Source organism: Pseudoalteromonas sp. UCD-33C, assembly GCF_001306895.1.
Classification (GTDB): domain Bacteria; phylum Pseudomonadota; class Gammaproteobacteria; order Enterobacterales; family Alteromonadaceae; genus Pseudoalteromonas.
The window spans coordinates 100,780-119,637 of record NZ_LJTB01000006.1 but is presented as its reverse complement, the minus strand read 5'-3'; the positions used below and the strand labels follow the sequence as shown (position 1 = coordinate 119,637).

18 protein-coding genes are annotated in these 18,858 nt (G+C 42.7%); 11 read left to right on the top strand and 7 right to left on the bottom strand.

Translation table 11 applies throughout. The features are described 5' to 3' along the window. Positions 1 to 92 precede the first annotated feature (92 nt). Positions 93 to 848, top strand: a complete 756-nt coding sequence (fkpA, locus tag AOG26_RS13165) for an FKBP-type peptidyl-prolyl cis-trans isomerase (RefSeq protein WP_054562904.1) — start codon at positions 93 to 95, stop codon at positions 846 to 848. Between the two features lie 55 nt (positions 849 to 903). On the opposite strand, the gene AOG26_RS13160 is transcribed toward fkpA, so the two are convergent. After that, a complete protein-coding gene (locus tag AOG26_RS13160; protein WP_200907867.1) occupies positions 904 to 1,950 on the bottom strand; it encodes a S66 peptidase family protein in 1,047 nt (348 codons plus the stop codon). 142 nt (positions 1,951 to 2,092) lie between these two features. Continuing rightward, positions 2,093 to 2,563, bottom strand: coding sequence for an Rsd/AlgQ family anti-sigma factor (locus AOG26_RS13155; protein WP_054562902.1), 471 nt, complete (start codon positions 2,561 to 2,563; stop codon positions 2,093 to 2,095). Positions 2,564 to 3,175: 612 nt separating this feature from the next. Here AOG26_RS13155 and hemE point away from each other — a divergent pair. Continuing rightward, positions 3,176 to 4,240: a uroporphyrinogen decarboxylase gene (hemE, locus tag AOG26_RS13150; RefSeq protein ID WP_054562901.1), complete on the top strand. Its 1,065-nt coding sequence runs from the start codon at positions 3,176 to 3,178 to the stop codon at positions 4,238 to 4,240. 59 nt (positions 4,241 to 4,299) lie between these two features. On the opposite strand, the gene sthA is transcribed toward hemE, so the two are convergent. Both sthA and AOG26_RS13140 read right to left on the bottom strand, forming a co-directional pair. Beyond that, positions 4,300 to 5,730 (bottom strand): Si-specific NAD(P)(+) transhydrogenase, encoded by a 1,431-nt coding sequence (gene sthA, locus AOG26_RS13145; protein WP_054562900.1) that lies wholly within the window; start codon positions 5,728 to 5,730, stop codon positions 4,300 to 4,302. Positions 5,731 to 5,743: 13 nt separating this feature from the next. Continuing rightward, positions 5,744 to 6,877 carry an acyl-CoA desaturase gene (locus AOG26_RS13140; RefSeq protein ID WP_054562899.1) on the bottom strand — a complete coding sequence of 378 codons (1,134 nt, stop codon included), beginning with the start codon at positions 6,875 to 6,877 and terminating at the stop codon, positions 5,744 to 5,746. Between the two features lie 116 nt (positions 6,878 to 6,993). Here AOG26_RS13140 and fabR point away from each other — a divergent pair, with 116 nt between their 5' ends. The 7 genes from fabR (at position 6,994) to AOG26_RS13105 (ending at position 14,438) form a co-directional block, all read left to right on the top strand. Then, on the top strand, positions 6,994 to 7,623 hold the full coding sequence (gene fabR, locus AOG26_RS13135; protein WP_054562898.1) for an HTH-type transcriptional repressor FabR: 630 nt from the start codon (positions 6,994 to 6,996) through the stop codon (positions 7,621 to 7,623). A 357-nt stretch (positions 7,624 to 7,980) separates the two neighbouring features. Next, a complete protein-coding gene (gene leuA / locus AOG26_RS13130) occupies positions 7,981 to 9,528 on the top strand; it encodes a 2-isopropylmalate synthase (protein ID WP_054562897.1) in 1,548 nt (515 codons plus the stop codon). After that, the gene (gene leuB / locus AOG26_RS13125) at positions 9,525 to 10,601 is read left to right on the top strand and encodes a 3-isopropylmalate dehydrogenase (protein ID WP_054562896.1); all 1,077 of its coding nucleotides are present in this window, start codon (positions 9,525 to 9,527) and stop codon (positions 10,599 to 10,601) included. Before leuA ends, leuB begins: the two co-directional genes overlap by 4 nt. 58 nt (positions 10,602 to 10,659) lie before the next feature. Then, entirely contained in the window at positions 10,660 to 12,060 is a 1,401-nt protein-coding gene (gene leuC / locus AOG26_RS13120; protein WP_054562895.1) for a 3-isopropylmalate dehydratase large subunit, read from the top strand. Beyond that, a complete protein-coding gene (gene leuD / locus AOG26_RS13115) occupies positions 12,060 to 12,659 on the top strand; it encodes a 3-isopropylmalate dehydratase small subunit (RefSeq protein ID WP_054562894.1) in 600 nt (199 codons plus the stop codon). Before leuC ends, leuD begins: the two co-directional genes overlap by 1 nt. A 108-nt stretch (positions 12,660 to 12,767) precedes the next feature. Beyond that, positions 12,768 to 13,754, top strand: a complete 987-nt coding sequence (locus tag AOG26_RS13110) for a hypothetical protein (protein ID WP_054562893.1) — start codon at positions 12,768 to 12,770, stop codon at positions 13,752 to 13,754. Between the two features lie 90 nt (positions 13,755 to 13,844). Continuing rightward, a complete protein-coding gene (locus tag AOG26_RS13105) occupies positions 13,845 to 14,438 on the top strand; it encodes a hypothetical protein (protein ID WP_054562892.1) in 594 nt (197 codons plus the stop codon). Positions 14,439 to 14,440: 2 nt separating this feature from the next. Here the strand turns inward: AOG26_RS13105 and AOG26_RS13100 are convergent, their stop codons facing one another. Next, entirely contained in the window at positions 14,441 to 14,806 is a 366-nt protein-coding gene (locus AOG26_RS13100) for a hypothetical protein (protein ID WP_054562891.1), read from the bottom strand. 127 nt (positions 14,807 to 14,933) lie between these two features. Between AOG26_RS13100 and AOG26_RS13095 the strand changes: the two genes are divergently transcribed. Next, on the top strand, positions 14,934 to 15,380 hold the full coding sequence (locus AOG26_RS13095) for a tellurite resistance TerB family protein (protein ID WP_054562890.1): 447 nt from the start codon (positions 14,934 to 14,936) through the stop codon (positions 15,378 to 15,380). 268 nt (positions 15,381 to 15,648) lie between these two features. Here AOG26_RS13095 and AOG26_RS13090 read toward each other — a convergent pair whose 3' ends face one another. Continuing rightward, positions 15,649 to 16,218 carry an NADPH-dependent FMN reductase gene (locus tag AOG26_RS13090; protein ID WP_054562889.1) on the bottom strand — a complete coding sequence of 190 codons (570 nt, stop codon included), beginning with the start codon at positions 16,216 to 16,218 and terminating at the stop codon, positions 15,649 to 15,651. Positions 16,219 to 16,348: 130 nt separating this feature from the next. Here AOG26_RS13090 and AOG26_RS13085 point away from each other — a divergent pair, with 130 nt between their 5' ends. After that, on the top strand, positions 16,349 to 17,242 hold the full coding sequence (locus AOG26_RS13085; RefSeq protein ID WP_054562888.1) for a LysR family transcriptional regulator: 894 nt from the start codon (positions 16,349 to 16,351) through the stop codon (positions 17,240 to 17,242). Here the strand turns inward: AOG26_RS13085 and norR are convergent. Beyond that, positions 17,239 to 18,801 carry a nitric oxide reductase transcriptional regulator NorR gene (gene norR / locus AOG26_RS13080; RefSeq protein ID WP_054562887.1) on the bottom strand — a complete coding sequence of 521 codons (1,563 nt, stop codon included), beginning with the start codon at positions 18,799 to 18,801 and terminating at the stop codon, positions 17,239 to 17,241. The two genes, AOG26_RS13085 and norR, sit on opposite strands and share 4 nt — an antisense overlap. Positions 18,802 to 18,858: the final 57 nt, after the last annotated feature.

Here is an 18,858-nt window from a genome sequence, read left to right as displayed (position 1 = left end):
TTATTAGACAAGCAGCCTACCATGTAGGTCGTTAATCTTTAACTAGTAATAATACAATAATTGACAACTGCAAAGTGTGTCGGAGATATAAAATGAGAAAGACGATTAAATTGTCATTGATTGCAGCGTCAGTTTTAGCGCTTACAGCTTGTAATCAGGAAGCAAAAAAAGAACAGCAAGCTGAAGTTAAACTAGAGACTGAAGCTCAACAACAAGCATACGGTATTGGTGCATCTGTTGGTAATTTCTTAAACCAAGACCTTGCTGATAAAAAAGCGCTAGGTGTTGAACTAGACGAAGCACTTCTTAAGCGTGGTTTTGAAGACGCACTAGCGGGTAACGCTAAACTTGATGACGAAAAAATTCGTGAAGTGTTAACTGCACTTGATCAAAGCATTCGCACTAAACAACAAGAAAAAGCGAAAGTAGAATCTGAAAAGAGCAAAGCTGAAGGCGAAAAATACCTAGCTGAAAACGCGAAGAAAGAAGGCGTTACAGTAACTGAATCTGGCCTACAGTACGAAGTGATCACTGAAGGTGAAGGCGAAAAGCCAGTAGCAACTGACGTTGTTAAAGTTCACTACAAAGGCACTTTATTAGACGGTACTGAGTTCGATAGCTCTTACTCACGTAATGAGCCAACTACTTTCCCACTTAATCGTGTGATCCCAGGTTGGACTGAAGGTTTACAATTAATGCCAGTTGGCTCTAAGTACAAGTTCACTATTCCATCTGAACTTGCATACGGTGAGCGTGATCTTGGTAAGATCCCTGCAAACTCAACGCTTGTTTTCGAAGTAGAATTACTTGAAATCCAAAGCGATGACAAAGCTGTACCAGCTGAGTAATATTTAACTCAATAAAAAAGGGCTTTTTAGCCCTTTTTTTATGCGCAAATTTTTATTAACTAAATGCCGCTTCTTTCATTTTTAATGTGCCACTATCTGCATCAAGCTCAACCACGGTGCCAACAGGCAGGATAAATTGGCGCTTAATATGGCCAATCATGGCCCCACGATAAGCAGGAATTCCCAGCGGTTTTATATAATCTGTAAAAATATCGTCAAGGGTTAAAGAGCCATAACCACGGCCAGGCTTACAGTCATTACAATCGCCAAATACAAAGCCTGCAATTTTATCCAGTGCGCCCATAAGTTTTAGTGTGCTCATCATCCTGTCAATTCGATACGGCGCTTCGTCGATATCTTCTAAAAATAAAATTGCGCCATTAAAGTCAGGTAAATAATTCGAGCCTGCGAGGGCTGTCAGTACTGTTAAGTTGCCACCGATTAATCGTCCCGTGGCTTTACCTGGTGTAATCGTTTGGGTCAGGTACTGAGTGTTAACAAGCTCATCATCGGCTTTTGGTAAGTTTTGGAAATGCATCAATTTACGCGCTTCGAACATGCTCTTAAATTGCGCGACATGAAACGGGTTCCAGTCACTTGATGCATTTGGACCATGAAAGCTGATTAACCCAGCTTGAGACAGTAATGCATTGTGAAGAGCGGTAATATCTGAATAGCCCATTAGAGGTTTTGGGTTGTTACGGATCATTGCGTAGTCGAGCAAAGGTAGAATACGGGCAGCGCCTGAACCGCCACGTAAACACAAAATGGCATCAACCTCTTTGTCGCTGAATAAACTATTTAAGTCGCCGGCTCGCATTGCATCAGTGCCAGCTAAATGCCCACGTCTTGCTAAAATGTTTGGTGCAAGCTTAGCCTTGTAACCCAGTGCTTCTATAACGCCTTGTGCTAATAAAATATCAGCGTGCGCAGCAGTGGCAGCTGAAGGGCTACATAGCCCAATTGTGCCGCCTTTTTCCAGCGCTTTTGGCTTGATTAATGTTTGGGTACTAGCATTCTGTGCCGCCATTAAAGGAGCTGATGTCAGACTTGCGCCGGCGGCAAGAATTGAAAGTGACTTTAAAAATGACCGTTTATTCATAGCGAGCCTCATGTTTTTATAGTATGAGTATCGCATTGAAGAAAATATTTCAAATATTTGTTACAAAATGGAATAGATGATTCTTTTTGGCAAGGCGAAAACACTTCAGCAGAGAGTGCTTCTCTGCTGTGCAACTATGCTGTTAGCTGGTGTGATTAGAATATAAGTTGTCGATTAACTCATCTTCTAGCTCAAAGCGCAGTTCAAGTGCTTCGCCTAAGATTGATAGGTCTTTATCAAACTCATCAAGCAAGTCATCTTTGTCAACTTCTGCGTATTTGTCGTTAAAGTCGAGTGCTACATCTGTGGTTTCAGAAATGCGCGGGTATAAGGCATTCGCCAGCTTTTGGCTCTCAGGACCTTTTTCTTCACACGCTTTGGCAATGTCGTCGTAAATTTCGAAATGGCCAGCAGAAAGGTAATCCATCAGAATTTGGCAAAAGTTTTGAATTTGCAGCTGATCAGGAAGGGCGTGATCTTTCTTTTCGTACGGTGAAAAGCCTGCAATACGGCAGAACAACACAAGCAGCTCTTGACGTTCTGTGAGCCATTTGTCGATTACAGAGTGACTACCACCCCATTTTTGTTGAGCTTTTTCCAAACGCGTCAGCATATTTCATCTCCTCGCTGAGTAGGTTTTCCTTTGTATATATAAAAAGGAAATATGACACAAAGATCAACTAAATTCTTAGTGTCTAATTGCAACAGATTGTAAAAGTCATTCTAAAGACATACTTTTTAGCGCTGAATAGGCCAAAAAATAACCTCATTTTAAGAGTGGACTTTTTTTGCTCTCATTGCAGTGTATGGGAATTGATTCAAAACTACTAGTATTAATTTTGCAATTTTTATCTAAGCGGATGAGTTGTAATTTGCTGATTTAGAAAAGAAAAAACCACCAAAATTGGTGGTTTAATTCTTTTTCTTAGACTTGTTAAAACAAGCGTTCTTATTATTATGGGAAGATTGTTGTTCTTATTGTTATAAGATTTTTATTATTGTTTTTGTTAACGCGGGGTAAGTTATACCAAGCTTTTTTGTATGTTGCAAATTTATTAATGAAAAGTTTTAAATTTATTTTGTTTTCGCTCAAAAAACGCACATTAGGCTTAGGTTGGCTGAAAAAACATGATCTATATCTAGCCTTGATTATCTATCCATAGTGAGACGCGCAATATGGTGATACAATCTGCTCAATTTCATTCAGTTCTAGGATTCTATACGCATGAGCGAATTAAAAAACGATCGTTATTTACGTGCACTACAAAAGCAACCTGTTGATGTCACACCGGTATGGATGATGCGCCAAGCTGGCCGTTATTTACCTGAATACCGTGCTACACGTGCCCAAGCAGGCGACTTTATGAGTTTATGTAAAAACGCTGAACTTGCTTGTGAAGTAACGTTACAGCCATTACGTCGTTATCCGCTTGATGCTGCAATTCTATTCAGTGATATTTTAACTATTCCTGATGCTATGGGCTTAGGTCTTTACTTCGAAACAGGTGAAGGTCCGAAATTTGAACGTCCGATTTCTTCATTAGCAGATGTTAAAAAAATCCCAAATATCGATCCAACTGATGAGCTTGGTTATGTGATGAATGCTGTAAGTACGATTCGTCGCGAATTAAAAGGTGAAGTACCGCTAATTGGTTTCTCTGGTTCACCTTGGACACTTGCTACTTACATGGTTGAAGGTGGTAGCAGCAAAACATTCGGTAAAATCAAGAAAATGGCCTTCGCAGAGCCACAAACACTGCACCTATTACTTGATAAATTAGCTGACTCAGTAATCGACTATTTAAACGCGCAAGTTAAAGCGGGCGCGCAATCGTTAATGGTATTTGACTCATGGGGCGGTGTATTAAGCCCACGTGACTACAATGAGTTTTCATTACAATACATGCACAAGATTGTTGATGGCTTAATTCGCGAACATGATGGCCGCAAAGTACCAGTGACGTTATTTACTAAAAATGGTGGTCAGTGGATTGAAGCAATTGCAGCAACTGGCTGTGATGCAGTAGGTCTAGACTGGACTATTAACATCGGTGATGCAAAACGTCGTGTTGGCGATAAAGTCGCGCTGCAAGGCAACATGGACCCAGCAATGTTACATGGCACGCCTGAGCGTATTCGCCAAGAAGTTGCCACTATCCTAGAAGACTTTGGTACAGGCTCTGGCCATGTATTTAACCTAGGCCATGGTATTACACCAGATGTAGACCCAGAAAACGCAGGTGTATTTATCAACGCCGTTCATGAATTCAGTGGTAAATACCACAAATAAGCAAAAGCTAATCGTAAAAAAGCCCGCATTAAGCGGGCTTTTTGTTGTAATTTACTTCGTTACTTAAACAAACGGTTTAAACCATTTAATGCAGCTACGCGATAGGCTTCTGCCATGGTCGGGTAGTTGAACGTGGTATTTACAAAGTAATCAATGTTATTACCGCCGTTCTTTTGTTCCATAATTGCTTGACCGATGTGAACGATTTCAGAGGCACGCTCACCGAAGCAGTGCACACCCAGTACTTCTTTGGTATCAACATGGAATAAAATCTTTAAGCTACCCACCTCAGTGCCTGCAATTTGCGCACGCGCTAAATGCTTAAATTGAGCACGGCCTACCTCGTAAGGGACTTTTGCAGCAGTTAACTCTTGCTCGGTTTTACCCACTGAGCTCATTTCAGGGATTGTATAAATACCTGCTGGGATATCAATGATCAGCTTTTCATCACAGTTACCACATGCAATCGCATCGGCTGCAATACGGCCTTGGTCAAATGCCGCACTGGCAAGGCTTGGGTAACCTATTACATCGCCCACAGCATAAATGTTATCGACTTCTGTTTGGTATGTTTCGTTCACTTTAAGCTGACCACGACCATCTGCTTTTAGGCCAACAGCTTCAAGGTTTAATGTGTCTGTGTTACCCGTACGGCCATTGGCAAATAAAATACAGTCAGCTTTTACGCGCTTACCTGATTTTAAGTGCATTACCACACAATCATCGCGAGTTTCTACGCGATCAAACTCTTCATTATGACGAATAACAATGCCGCTATTCCAAAAGTGATAGCTCAGAGCATCTGAAATTTCTGCATCCATAAAGGCAAGTAGGCGGTCACGGGTATTCACTAGGTCAACCTTGGCGCCTAAACCTTTAAAAATAGAGGCATACTCACAACCAATTACACCTGCACCATAAATCAGCACACGATGAGGGTCATCTTCAAGGCCTAAAATGGTATCGCTGTCGTAAATACGTGGATGTTTAAAGTCTACACCCGGTGGACGGTAAGGGCGCGAGCCAGTAGCAATAACGATTGTTTGTGCAGTAAGCGTTTCAAACGAACCGTCTAGGTGCGTCACTTTGATAGTGTGTTTATCAATAAACTCAGCATCACCTTGATACATATGAATGCGGTTACGTTCATAAAAGCTGCTGCGTAAATTAGATTGCTTTGAAATGACGTTACTTGCGTGACGCAAAATATCTGGGAAAGTTAAGCGGTTAGGGCGCTCACTAATATTAAATAGCGGGTTTGCTTTATATTCAATATAACGACTTACAGAGTGACGTAATGCTTTTGACGGGATAGTACCCCAGTGCACACAACCGCCACCTACTGCTTCTTGGCGCTCAATAACAGCGACTTTTTTGTTACTTTTAGATAGGTTCATGGCGGTACCTTCACCGCCAGGACCTGTACCTATGATGATCGCATCATATTGATAAGATGGAGTATCTTTTTGCTTTACTTGTTGTTTGGCCACAGCCGCTCCTATGTTAACTAAAAGAGGCTTTTAACAACCTCGCATTTAGTGCAAGCCAAGCCTGCTTTTGGTTTTCCCAAGCGGCTTCAAGCTCGTGATATTGTGTCATTAATGCTGATTTTTCACACTGTTTCATCATTTTATTACGTTTGATTTCTAACACGCGTTTTTGCAAGGCACAGAAGTGTTGCAGTTTTTTCAGCAGTAAATCGTACTCAGATTGTAATAATGTAAGCTTATCTTGCGCTAAAGGCAATTTTGCAAGGCGACCTTGAGTCTTATTCATCAAGGTTTCTGCTTTGGCTTTTTCGATTCGCTCAATCGGTGTGCGCTTTAATTTTGAAGCAAGACCGATTGCAGCTAGAGAGCGGATTATCCACTTAGTTGGATCATAGTGATACCACTTAATGCCATTGCGATAGTCGCTAGCAAAAATGTGATGGAAGTTATGATAGCCTTCACCGTATGTGAATAGCGCTAAAAAGCCATTATCACGGGCGGTGTTTTTTTCTGTGTACGGACGTGAACCCCAAATATGCGCCAGCGAGTTGATAAAAAAGGTAAAATGTTGGCTCAATACTAAGCGTAGTAAACCAACCAGTAATAACATGCCCCATACATCGCCAAGCATTAAACCTAGCAATAAAGGAATACCAAAATTAGTCGCGACGACTAACTTCATATAGTGACGGTGTTGCCACATAACGACTTTGTTTTTTTGTAAGTCACGACAGTTACTGTAGTTACCATATTGCTCGCCTTGATAATCGCGCAGCATCCAACCGATGTGGCTATACCAAAAGCCATTAGTAGCGGCGTAAGGGTCTTTGATGGGATCATCAACTTGACCATGGTGAATACGGTGATCGCTACTCCAGTGTAAAGCACTATTTTGTAATGCAAAAGCACCACCTAAGGCAAAAATCACTTCAATAACAGGATGCACATCATAGGCTTTGTGTGCCCATAAACGGTGATAACCTGCAGTAATAGAAAGTCCGGCGTAGAACATACAGCCAACAAAGGCTATCCACTGTGTACTGGTGTATCCGTAGCTAAAGCCATACCAAGGAACAAGGGTGATCGCGGCCAAAAATGTAAGGCTAAAAAATAGCACATTGGTCCAAATAATCGGTGGTTTTTTCATCTGAATAAATCTCGGCGTACAGTTGTACGCTAAAATAGTGTTTCATTCTCTCCGCGTCAAGTATTAGACTAGCTCATTAACCGAAAAATCATTAAAAGTTCACGCTGGGAGTTTCCATGTCGGGTGTTAGAGCGCAACAGAAACAAAAAACACGACAAGCACTAATCGAGGCTGCATTCAATCAATTGAGTGCCGATCATAGTTTTTCTAATTTAAGCTTGCGTGAAGTTGCCCGTGAAGCAGGGATTGCCCCCACCTCTTTTTACCGCCACTTTAAAGACATGAATGAGCTCGGTTTGACCATGGTTGATGAAGCCGGTTTAACACTGCGCCAACTTATGCGCCAAGCGCGCCGCCGTATTGAGAGCGGTGGTAGTGTGATCACCACATCAATCGTTACCTTTATGGAGTTCATCGATAACTCGAGCAACCAATTTAGATTGTTATTGCGTGAGCGCTCAGGAACTTCAAAAGCATTTCGTGCCGCGGTTGCTCGTGAAATTAAACATTTCATTTTAGAGCTTGCGCATTACCTTGAAAGCGAAACACCATGCGACCCAACTCATGCATACATTCAAGCCGAAGCCATGGTGACTTTAGTATTTAATGCCGGTGCCGAAGCCCTCGATATTGAAGGGACACAACGCGAAGAGCTGGTTGAACGTTTAATCTGGCAATTACGTTATATTGCTCGCGGTGCCACTTTATACGTGCGTGATAGTAATCAATCGCAAAAGTTAATCTAAGCAATAGAGGCTTTACCTTCCGAAACTTTAAACGTTCAACACACTCAATGAGGGTTAATTAACCTTAAAAATGTATTTTTGTGGATTTTTAATTTCATTAAGGCGATTTAAAAATCGCTTTTGTGGAAAAATTATGCTTGCAAGCAAGTTTTTTGAATGTTAAAAATACAGCCACTGAACACACATTTAGTAAATTAAGATGCAAATTACACATTCAATTACATTAAAACTAAACCTCTTACTGCTTAAATCAGTGAGCGGGGCTTAGTGTATTTGCATTTGTAGAACATTAAAAAACCCCGCAACCGCGGGGTTTTTTTTATCTCGCTAATGGGTCATTGGGAACGAGGACAGTTTATGAAAGATAAGGTTTGGATTTTTGACACAACGTTACGTGATGGTGAGCAAGCATTAAAAGCAAGCCTAACCGAAGACGACAAAATTCAACTTGCGCATACCATTAGCCGCTTAAATGTGGATGTAATGGAAGTGGGTTTTCCGGTATCTAGTCCGGCAGATTTTCGCTCTGTACAGCGCATTGCGACTGAAGTGAAAGGGCCGATTATTTGTGGCTTAGCACGTGCTGTAGCAAAAGATATTGAAGCATGTGGTGAAGCACTTCGCCCAGCAGAGCAGGGCCGTATTCATACATTTATTGCAACCAGTCCATTACACCTTGAGCACAAATTACGTATGAGCTTAGACGATGCAACAGCGATGGCTGTTAAGTCGATTAAACTTGCGCGTAACTACACGGATGACGTTGAGTTTTCGTGTGAAGATGCAGGTCGTACACCGCATTGGGATTTATGCCGTATCGTTGAAAGCGCTATTGATGCGGGTGCATCAACTATCAACTTACCTGACACCGTAGGCTATGTAACGCCAGACGAATACGCTGCGATGATCCACCACTTAATGAACAATGTGCCAAATATCGACAAGGCGCGTTTAAGCGTGCATTGCCATAACGATTTAGGTTTAGCGGTTGCTAACTCAATCGCTGCAGTACAAGCCGGTGCTCGCCAAATCGAATGTACAATAAATGGTATTGGTGAGCGTGCAGGTAACTGCTCGCTTGAAGAAGTCGCGATGATCATGAAGATGCGTGAAGACCACTTAAAAGTGCATACCGATATTCGCAGTGAAGAGATTTACCGTGCTTCGCGCCAAATAGCGAAGATTTGTAATATGCCAGTGCAACCAAACAAAGCAATTGTTGGTGAAAACGCCTTTGCACACAGCTCAGGGATCCACCAAGACGGCGTATTAAAAGCACAAAACACTTACGAAATTATGTCGCCAGAAAGTGTTGGTGTACCAAATAACCAATTAAACATGACTTCGCGTTCAGGTCGTCATGTTATTGAGCATCGTTTAGAAGAGTTAGGCTATCAAAAATCTGATTACGATATGGATAGCTTATACAGTAGCTTCTTAGCATTAGCAGACCAAAAAGGCACTGTGTATGACTATGACTTAGAAGCGATGATTTACTTTAATCAAATCAAAGATAAAGACGAAAAGTACCAGCTTGAGTTTGTGAACTCTACGTCTAACTCACAATCGGTGGCGAGCTCAACAATCGGCATGACAATTGATGGTGAGTCTAAGCAAGAGGCAGCAACAGGTAATGGCCCTGTCGAAGCATCATTCTTAGCAATTGAGCGCTTAACGGGTATGTCGGTCGAAATGATTGAATATAACCTAGAAGCAACAGGCCAAGGTGCCAGCTCACTAGGGCAAGTGAATATTATCGCTAAATATGATGGTCGCCCTTACCACGGTGCGGGCATTGCAGCGGATGTGGTTGAAGCGTCGGTACGCGCCATGATCCGCGTTTATAACTTAATTTATCGTGCACAAAAAGTGTCTGATTTAAAACAACAGAGGAAAGCAGGATGAGTCAATCGAATTACAGTATCGCAGTATTAGCAGGCGACGGGATTGGTCCAGAAGTTATGGCAGCAGCAGAAACCGTCTTGGATGCTGTAAGCAAAAAATTTGGTTTTACTTTGACTCGTCATCACCATGCGATTGGTGGTGCTGCCATTGATGAGTTTGGTCAGGCACTGCCGCAAAGTACATTGAGTGCTTGTGAAAATGCCGATGCGATTTTATTTGGCTCGGTAGGTGGCCCTAAGTGGGAAAACTTACCACCGAATGAGCAACCAGAGCGAGCTTCACTGTTGCCGCTGCGTAAGCATTTTGGTTTGTTCTGTAATTTACGCCCAGCACAATTATTACCAGCACTAAGCGCTGCGTCACCGCTTCGTGCAGATATCAGTGCACAAGGCTTTGATATCTTATGTGTTCGCGAGCTAACCGGTGGTATTTATTTCGGTGAAAAAGGCCGAAGTGGCGAGGGGGAGCAAGAAGCCGCTTTCGATACCCAAACATATTCTCGTAAAGAAATTGAGCGCATCGCACGCTTTGCATTTGAAGCCGCTAAGCTGCGTAGTAATCATGTTACCTCGGTTGATAAAGCGAATGTGTTAGCGACCAGCGTACTTTGGCGTGAAGTGGTCTCTGAAGTGAGCAAAGATTACCCAGAGGTAAGCCTTGACTACATTTATGTTGATAACGCGGCAATGCAGTTAGTTAAACAGCCAAGTCAGTTTGATGTATTACTTTGCGATAACTTATTTGGCGACATTTTGTCTGATGAGTGCGCGATGATCACCGGCTCTATGGGCTTATTACCATCAGCGAGTTTAAATCAGTCTGGCTTTGGTTTGTATGAGCCAGCTGGTGGCTCAGCACCTGATATCGCTGGTAAAGGTGTTGCAAACCCAATCGCGCAAATTTTAAGTGCTGCGCTTATGCTGCGCTACTCACTAGGTCAAGATGAAGCGGCTCGTACGATTGAAAAAGCAGTAGCAGAAGCGGTTGAAGCCGGTGTCGGTACGCCAGATATCTACCCAAATGCAGGGTACACCACCAGTGATGTTGCTGCGGCAATTGTGGCACGTATTTAATTAAAAATTGTTTGCGCTGAGCTCGTCACTCAGCGTAACTAAAATGAGGGAATAGCAAGTGGCCCAAACCTTATACGATAAAATTTGGCAAGCTCATGTAGTCGCCAGCATAAATGATCAAACCGATTTACTTTATATCGACCGTCACCTCGTTCATGAAGTTACATCGCCGCAAGCCTTTGCTGGTTTACGTGAGAAAAACCGCAAAGTACGTTGCCCAGAAAAAACCTTTGCGACCATGGACCATAACGTTTCAACAAAAAGCCGTTCATTAGATGCTGCGAGTGAAGTGTCGAAAAATCAATTAATGGCACTGGATGCAAACTGTAAAGAGTTTGGTATTCAACTTTATGATTTAAATTCGATTAATCAAGGTATTGTGCATGTAATGGGGCCTGAGCAGGGTATTACCTTACCGGGCACAACCATAGTGTGTGGTGACAGCCATACCTCTACCCACGGTGCATTTGGCGCACTAGCGCACGGTATTGGTACTTCAGAAGTTGAGCATGTTCTAGCCACTCAAACACTGCAGCAGAAAAAAGCCAAGTCGTTAAAAATTCAAATTAATGGTCGCCTGCGCCCAACCGTTACTGCCAAAGATTTAATCATGGCGGTGATCGGTAAATTAGGCACTGCGGGTGGTACTGGCTATGTTGCTGAATTTTGTGGTGAAGGGATCGAAGCGCTGTCTATGGAAGCGCGTATGACGCTTTGTAATATGAGTATTGAAATGGGCGCAAAAGCGGGTTTAATCGCACCAGATCAAACAACTTATGATTATTTAAAAGGTCGCCCATTTGCACCACAAGGTGCTGACTTTGATAGTGCCGTTGCCTATTGGCAAACACTAAAAACTGATGAAGGCGCAGAGTTTGATCATGTTGTTGAATTAGAGGCTGCTGATATTCAACCGCAAATTACTTGGGGTACCAGCCCTGAGCAAGTGATTGGCGTAGATGAATTCATTCCTGATCCTGAGCAAGAACCAGATCTAATCAAAGCTGATGCAATCCGTAGCGCACTAAAATATATGGGCTTAACAGCAGGCGATAAATTGTCTTCAGCAACTGTTGATACCGTGTTTATTGGCTCATGTACAAATAGCCGAATTGAAGATTTACGTGCTGCCGCGCAAATTGTAGAAGGTAAGCAAGTTGCAGCGGGTGTTGAAGCGCTGATTGTTCCAGGTTCTGGCCTTGTAAAAAAACAAGCCGAAGACGAAGGCCTTGCAGATATCTTCAAAGCAGCTGGCTTTGAATGGCGTGAGCCAGGTTGTTCAATGTGCTTAGCAATGAATGACGATAGATTAGAAGCCGGTAAACGCTGTGCGTCGACCTCAAATCGCAACTTTGAAGGTCGCCAAGGTCGCGGTGGTCGCACTCACTTAGTGAGCCCAGCAATGGCAGCGGCAGCGGCAATTCATGGTCGTTTTGTTGATATCAGAGGAGAAGCCTAATGAGCGTATTTTTTAGTGGCTTAATGGCCCCGTTAGATAAAAACAATGTTGATACTGACCAAATTATTCCAAAGCAGTTTTTAACGTCGACAAGCCGTGATGGTTTTGATGCGGCGCTTTTTTACGATTGGCGTTATTTAGATAACGGCGAGCCAAACCCTGAGTTTATTTTGAACCGCCCTTGTTACCAAGGTGCGCAAATTCTTTTAACTCGCGACAATTTTGGTTGTGGTTCATCGCGTGAGCACGCGCCATGGGCATTAAAGCAATATGGTTTTGAAGTTATCTTAGCGGAAAGCTTTGCCGATATTTTCTTTAATAACTGCGGCAATAACCAAATGCTTGCTATCGCATTACCTGCAGAAACACTTGAGCAATTATTTGTGCTGAGTGAGCAGCATGATGATATTCATATCGAAGTTGATTTAGAAAACCAACAACTTCGTAGCGATAAGTTTGACACTATTCACTTTGATATTCGCCATGATATTAAAGAGCGTTTATTAAGTGGCTTAGATTTTATCGGTGTGACTGAAACACTTAACAGCCAAATTGATGCTTTTGAGCAGCAACTAGCAGCAGAGCGCCCTTGGCAATAAACTGTTTTTCCATGTGAACCTAAACGCGGCCAAGGCCGCGTTTTTATTTGTTTCTAAAAAAGAAAGTTGCTAATTTGGTTGGTAAAATAACGAAAACAACAAATAACTATGTGGCCTCTTTCTCCTAAATCTATCGGCATCTTGATGGGTGTGCTTTATGGCATCAGCGTGCGCATCTTTCTTGAAGTTAGCGAAACGTTTAATTTCGGTAGCCTCGTTACTATTTCGTTTATGTTTTTAGTGCCTGTGGCTATTGGGTTTATACGGGTACATTTTGAATATAATCAACTGTCGCCGATGACATATGGAAGAATGGCGGTAGTCGCTTGGCAGCCTATTTTTGTGTTCTTATTTGTCAGCGTAGTAACTCTTTTAGAAGGAAGTATCTGCGTTGCAATGGCCCTCCCTGCATTTATGTTTTTTGCTAGTATTGGCGGTATGTTAGCAGGGCTATGTCATCGCCTTTGGGAAAAGAAAAGCAACAAAGCGGTGATGTCGGTAGCTTTGTTGCCGTTGATCCTTTCTCCTTTAGAGCTCAACTTTTTACACTTATCGAAAACTTACGAAGTTAAAAATGCGATTGTTATCAATGCGCCTGTTGATGTTGTGTGGCAACAATTAGCTAATGTTAGCCAAATTCATGAGGGCGAATATCCAAGTTCATTTTCGCAATTAATTGGTATTCCTAGGCCAATTCGAGCTGATATGAGTGGTGATGGGGTAGGTGCAATTAGAACCAGCCAGTGGCAGAAAAATGTTGTATTTAAAGAAGTGATAACCGAGTGGCTGCCGAATGAGAAAATGCTTTATAACTTTGAGATTGACCCTGAGTTAATTCCTGATCATGCACTTGATCAGCATGTGAAATTAGGTGGTGAATATTTTTCGCCGCTGCATGGCGGTTATGAGTTAGTTACAAGTGGTAATAATCAAACGCTGTTAAGCCTTAAAACGACGGTACTTGATAACACTAACTTTGGCATTTATTCACGAGTCTGGGGGGAAGTGATCTTTCAGGATTTTCACCGAGCACTTCTCAAGCTAATGAAAGATCGCGCTGAAAATGACAACAAATTAGTTGCAAAAACAGGATGACCACTCGCTGTCTAGCAGCTTATCGTAATTGTTTTCTTTATGGCCTTTAAACCATTAGCCTAGGCTGAAATTTTATTTAGGGAACACACCATGAAATACTTAGTAGCATCGATGCTCGTGGCAGCGTCATCAGTAGCGGCTGCACGACCTGCACCATTAGTGTCAATTCCAAGCCATGATGGCTTTTTTGATAATATTGCTGCCCATTGCGGTAAAGCTTATGAAGGTAAAGTGAGCGTTGATAACGCTGCTGGCCCGAGCTCATTTGCGGGCAAAAAGTTAGTAATGCATGTACGTCGTTGTAACGAGCGTGAGTTACAAGTGCCATTTCATGTGGGGGATGATGCATCTCGTACTTGGATCATCACAAAAACGGGCAGTGGTTTGAGTTTAAAGCATGACCATCGTCATAAAGATGGCAGCGATGATAAATCAACCATGTATGGTGGCCATACTCTTGATGCGGGTTTTGCTAACGCGCAGTCGTTCCCGGCTGATCAGTATTCAAAAGAGTTGTTTGTGAGCCAAGGTATTCCGCAATCAATGGGTAACACGTGGCAAATGTATATTTACCCTAAGCAATTTACCTATCGCTTAGTGCGTGAAGGGCGTGAATTTCGTGTTGATTTTGACTTAACTAAACCTATCACGCCGCCAAGCGCGCCGTGGGGATATGAAGACTAGTGCTATTTAGCTTCGTCTTCACACTGTAAAACAACCGTTAAAGGTGGCTGATAGGCGCGTGGTTTAGTTGGAAAACGTTCATACTCCTGCACCCCATCAGTCACTCTTAGCATAAATGGTTTGTCTCTACATAAGCGACTTGCATGGCGCAGTAAGAATACGCTTTGATTGCGAAAGTGCTTGTAATCGTCAGACTGAATTTCGAGGTGATAGCGGCCGTCGGCCAATTTAGTTTGGTAGTAATGGACTTTTTCGTCGAAGTCATAGAGCTTTTTGGTTTCGCCTTTTGCTGCCTGCGCATTACTGCACCCCGCTAACATTAAAACGGCGCTGATTAATAGTGCTTGTGTACTTCTCACTTCACTCATAAACACTTAACTCCATGTGATTAATACCTTGTTTCATTGAGATGTTGAACCTGAGTTAGCATCCATAGTCAAACTAAGGTAACGTTACGTCTTACATGTAGTCTAACACCCAAAAAGGGAAAATGTGATGCTCAATAAAATAAAACAGCTGTTTTCAGCGCTGAATGATACCCAATCTAACATTGCTGAGCATGACCTAAAAACCGCCGTTGCTGCGTTATTAATTGAGGTTATGCGTGCAGATAATGAGTTACAAGATGATGAGCAACAGACCCTGAATGAGACCTTAAAGAAGTATTTCTCGCTTAACGAGAAAGAGGTTCAAGAGTTAGTTGCAAGTGCATCGCAAAGCTTAGATGATGCAATAGATTATTTTCAGTTTTCAAAGCAAGTTAATGCCCAGTGCAGTGCTGAGCAGCGTATTGAAATCATCGAGCTGTTGTGGCGTTTAGCCTATGCAGATGGCAATTTAGATAAGCATGAAGAAATGGTTATTCGCCGCGTCGCAAGCTTGCTGTATGTAACTCATGAAGACTTTATCGCTGCTAAGCTAGCAGCGACAAAGCTAAGCTAGGGCGTGTTGACCTTTGTGGATTAAAATTTGTTCACTCTAGGGGCGATTTTATCGCGGCGCGAGATTTGTAACCTAGTGGGCTAAGTAAAAATCGAGCAACAAAGAGTTAATCGTCCCTAGGAAGAACCCGAAGGGCAGCGCGTGTTTGGCATTGATACTGCGTTATCGCCTATTTATGTGGAACAACCACACTACATAGGCTCTGCCTTGCCTAAATACCAAACACACTGCTGCAAAATTAATCATAAAAGGTCAACACGCCCTTATATTACTTATTTAATTTGCTCGCTACGCTCACAAGTTGCTGGGCAAGGCTGGCAACTTGCTCGGCTGTATCAGCATCGCTGATGCGGCCTTGCTCATCTAATTTAGTGTGGATAGCAGGTACTGCGAGTTGATCTGCAAGTACTAAACTACCAATACCTGATAAAATATCACGTACGTGATTTAAACCACGTAAGCCACCTAAACCACCCGGTGAAGATGCATAAAGTGCAGTCACTTTATTACGAAATGCAGGCACTGCGCCTTGCTCTGTACGAGAAGCCCAATCGATTGCGTTTTTAAGTGGCGCTGTAATTGAGCCATTATATTCTGGGCTTGCTAATAAAATGCCATCAGCAGCGCGAAGCTTATCTTTTAATAATTGTGCGCCAGCAGGTGTACCTTGCGCTTCAATATCTTCATCAAATAATGGTAAGTCTAAATCACTTAATTTAATCACTTCTACTTCAGCACCACTTTCGAGGGCGAAGCGTGCAGCTTCATTAATCAGTTTTTGATTAAAGCTGTCTTTACGTAGGCTGCCTGCTAGGGCAATAATTTTTGGTGCTGTCATGATGGCTTCCTTTTTTAAGCTTCACTATTGATATGCTCGCTGTTGATATACTCACTGTAGCAAAAAACAGCTTGCAGAAAAGCCAAATAAACGCAAAACTTATGTGCGTATATGCACACAAGGAGCCGTTATGGCGATTCAATTTGATGATTGGCAAGATGTAAAAGTCGCTTATGAGGTGGCAAGGCTCGGCACGTTAACCGCTGCTGCCGAATCGTTAGGTGTTCACCACAGCACAGTGCTTAGAAGAATCAATAATTTAGAAGATAACCTTGATGCGCGGTTATTCCACCGCCATGCCCGTGGCTATACAGTGACAGAAATCGGCGCTAAGTTGTTTGCGACTGCAAAATCGATTAACGCTGAACTTGAAAAACTTCACAACGATATTATTGCCGCTGATAGCCAACTGCGAGGCAGTTTATTATTAACTACGGTTAGTGGTTTTATTGATGTGCTTAGTGATGTCTGTGAGCAGTTTCAAAGTCTGCACCCGCAAGTGCAACTCGAAGTTATTCTTGATCAAAACCGTTTACGCCTTGATCACGGTCAGGCGCACATTGCTGTGCGAGCGGGTCCTCGGCCTGATGAAGGCGACTATATTGCCCAGCATTTAGCTGAACTTTCGTCAGGGTTTTATGCCTCTAAAAGTTATATTGAAAAGTATGGCATGCCAAAGAATATTGAGCAGTTGCAACAACATAGTTTTGTTTCTGGGGTGGCTGGGTATAACGGTAAAGTGCCTTATTTTGCATGGGTTGATCAACATATTGAACCTTCGCAAATTAAGTTACGGGTGTCTGAAACATCAGAAGCTACACGGGCGATTGTTAGAGGCTTAGGAATTGGTGGTTTACAGCATGAAGTGGCAAGCCAATACCCTGATCTGCTGCCAGTGCTTCCTAAAGAGCTAAACTGGCCAACGGATCTTTGGCTGGTAACGCATCACTTGGTGCATCGCACAGCCAAAGTCCAAGCATTTAGTCAGCTTTTAAAAGCCTATTTTAAAGATTTAAAAGCTTAAACAGACTTTTTAACGCTAATGCCTAGCCGTTTGGCTAGACGCACAAGGTTGGCTCTATCAACACTTAAGCTACGTGCTGTGGCAGCCCAGTTTAGGTTATGTAGTTCAAGCTGTTGCATAATCAATTGATAACTAAAAGCGTCAGTTGCCTCTTTCAGCGATAAGCGAGTGGCTTTTTGTTCGTTAACTGCAACAGGGCTTGGTGCGGCAACGGCGGTTTTAGCAATATCACAATGCTCAGGCTCGATTGTGACAATGCTTTGTTGCCATTGCTGTTGTTTGGCTTTGAGTGCTGCGCGACTGATCACATGTTCAAGCTCTCTCACATTGCCTGGCCAATCATATTGACGCAGTAGTAACTGTGTATCGCTACTAAGCTTAAGTTGTTTAATTGCCAATTTTTTAGATGTTTGCTCAATAAAAAAGCCTGCCAATAAAATAACATCGTTATCGCGCTCTTTTAGTGGTGCAACATACAATGGGTAAACGCTTAAGCGGTGATAAAGGTCTGCACGAAAGCGCCCCGCAGCGACTTCTTGTTTTAAATCGCGGTTGGTTGCTGCAATCACTCTGACATCAACATAACGGCTTTGATCTTCCCCGACGGTTTGTACTTCACCACTTTGTAATACGCGTAATAACTTACTTTGCATAGCAAGCGGAAGCTCGCCGATTTCATCTAAAAACAGGGTACCACCATCGGCGAGTTGAAACTTACCCTGGCGAGCAGTATGTGCGCCAGTAAATGCGCCTTTACTGTGACCAAAAAACTCACTTTCGGCTAAGTTCTCTGGTAACGATGCGCAGTTTAAGTGGATCAACGGCATGTCACGGCGTTTTGAGTTTAAATGGATATTGCGCGCAACGAGTTCTTTACCTACGCCTGTATCACCTTGTATTAATACACTAAATTCTGAGGCAGCTACGAGCTGGATATCATTTTTAAGGGTCTGCATTACTTGGCTATTACCAATAATTTCGACACCTTCTCGTGTTAGTGCCTCAAGGTTAAGCTGCTGCGCAACTTGATGGTTGTGCTGTGCGTGCTGCATAAAATGCTGCAAGGTTAAGGCATGCTCAACATAACCTGCGGCTAGCTGTTTTAGTTGATTGAGCTCGTTCATTGCTAAAGCGTCAAAGGCATGTTCATCTAAACTATCAAAGGTCAAAACACCCAATAGTTCGTTATTGTCTTTGCTGCTCAGCAGCGGCACACCCATGCAGGCATGAACAGGAAAGTCTCCATGCTGGCTTTGTAATAAACCATCGTAGGGGTCGGGTAGGCCACAATCTTTGGCAAATTTTAGCGGTTCACTGCCACGGCATATTTCAAATAAGCGCGGATGCTCCGCTATTTTAAAGCGTCTTCCTAACGTATCGTCCGACAACCCATGAAGGGCTACGGGCTTTAACACATCGCCTTGTTTCAATAATAAGGCAACTGCATCACATTCAAGCCAATCATTAATGCAACTCAACAGATAACTGAAATTATGATCAACACTGCTTGCTTTGGTAAGTGCAAGTGCAACATCAAGAAGGGATTTTTTGAACGTCATGTCAATTTGACCTGAATGTGTTTTATTGATGTTTTTAATGGTGTGTCATTTTGACTT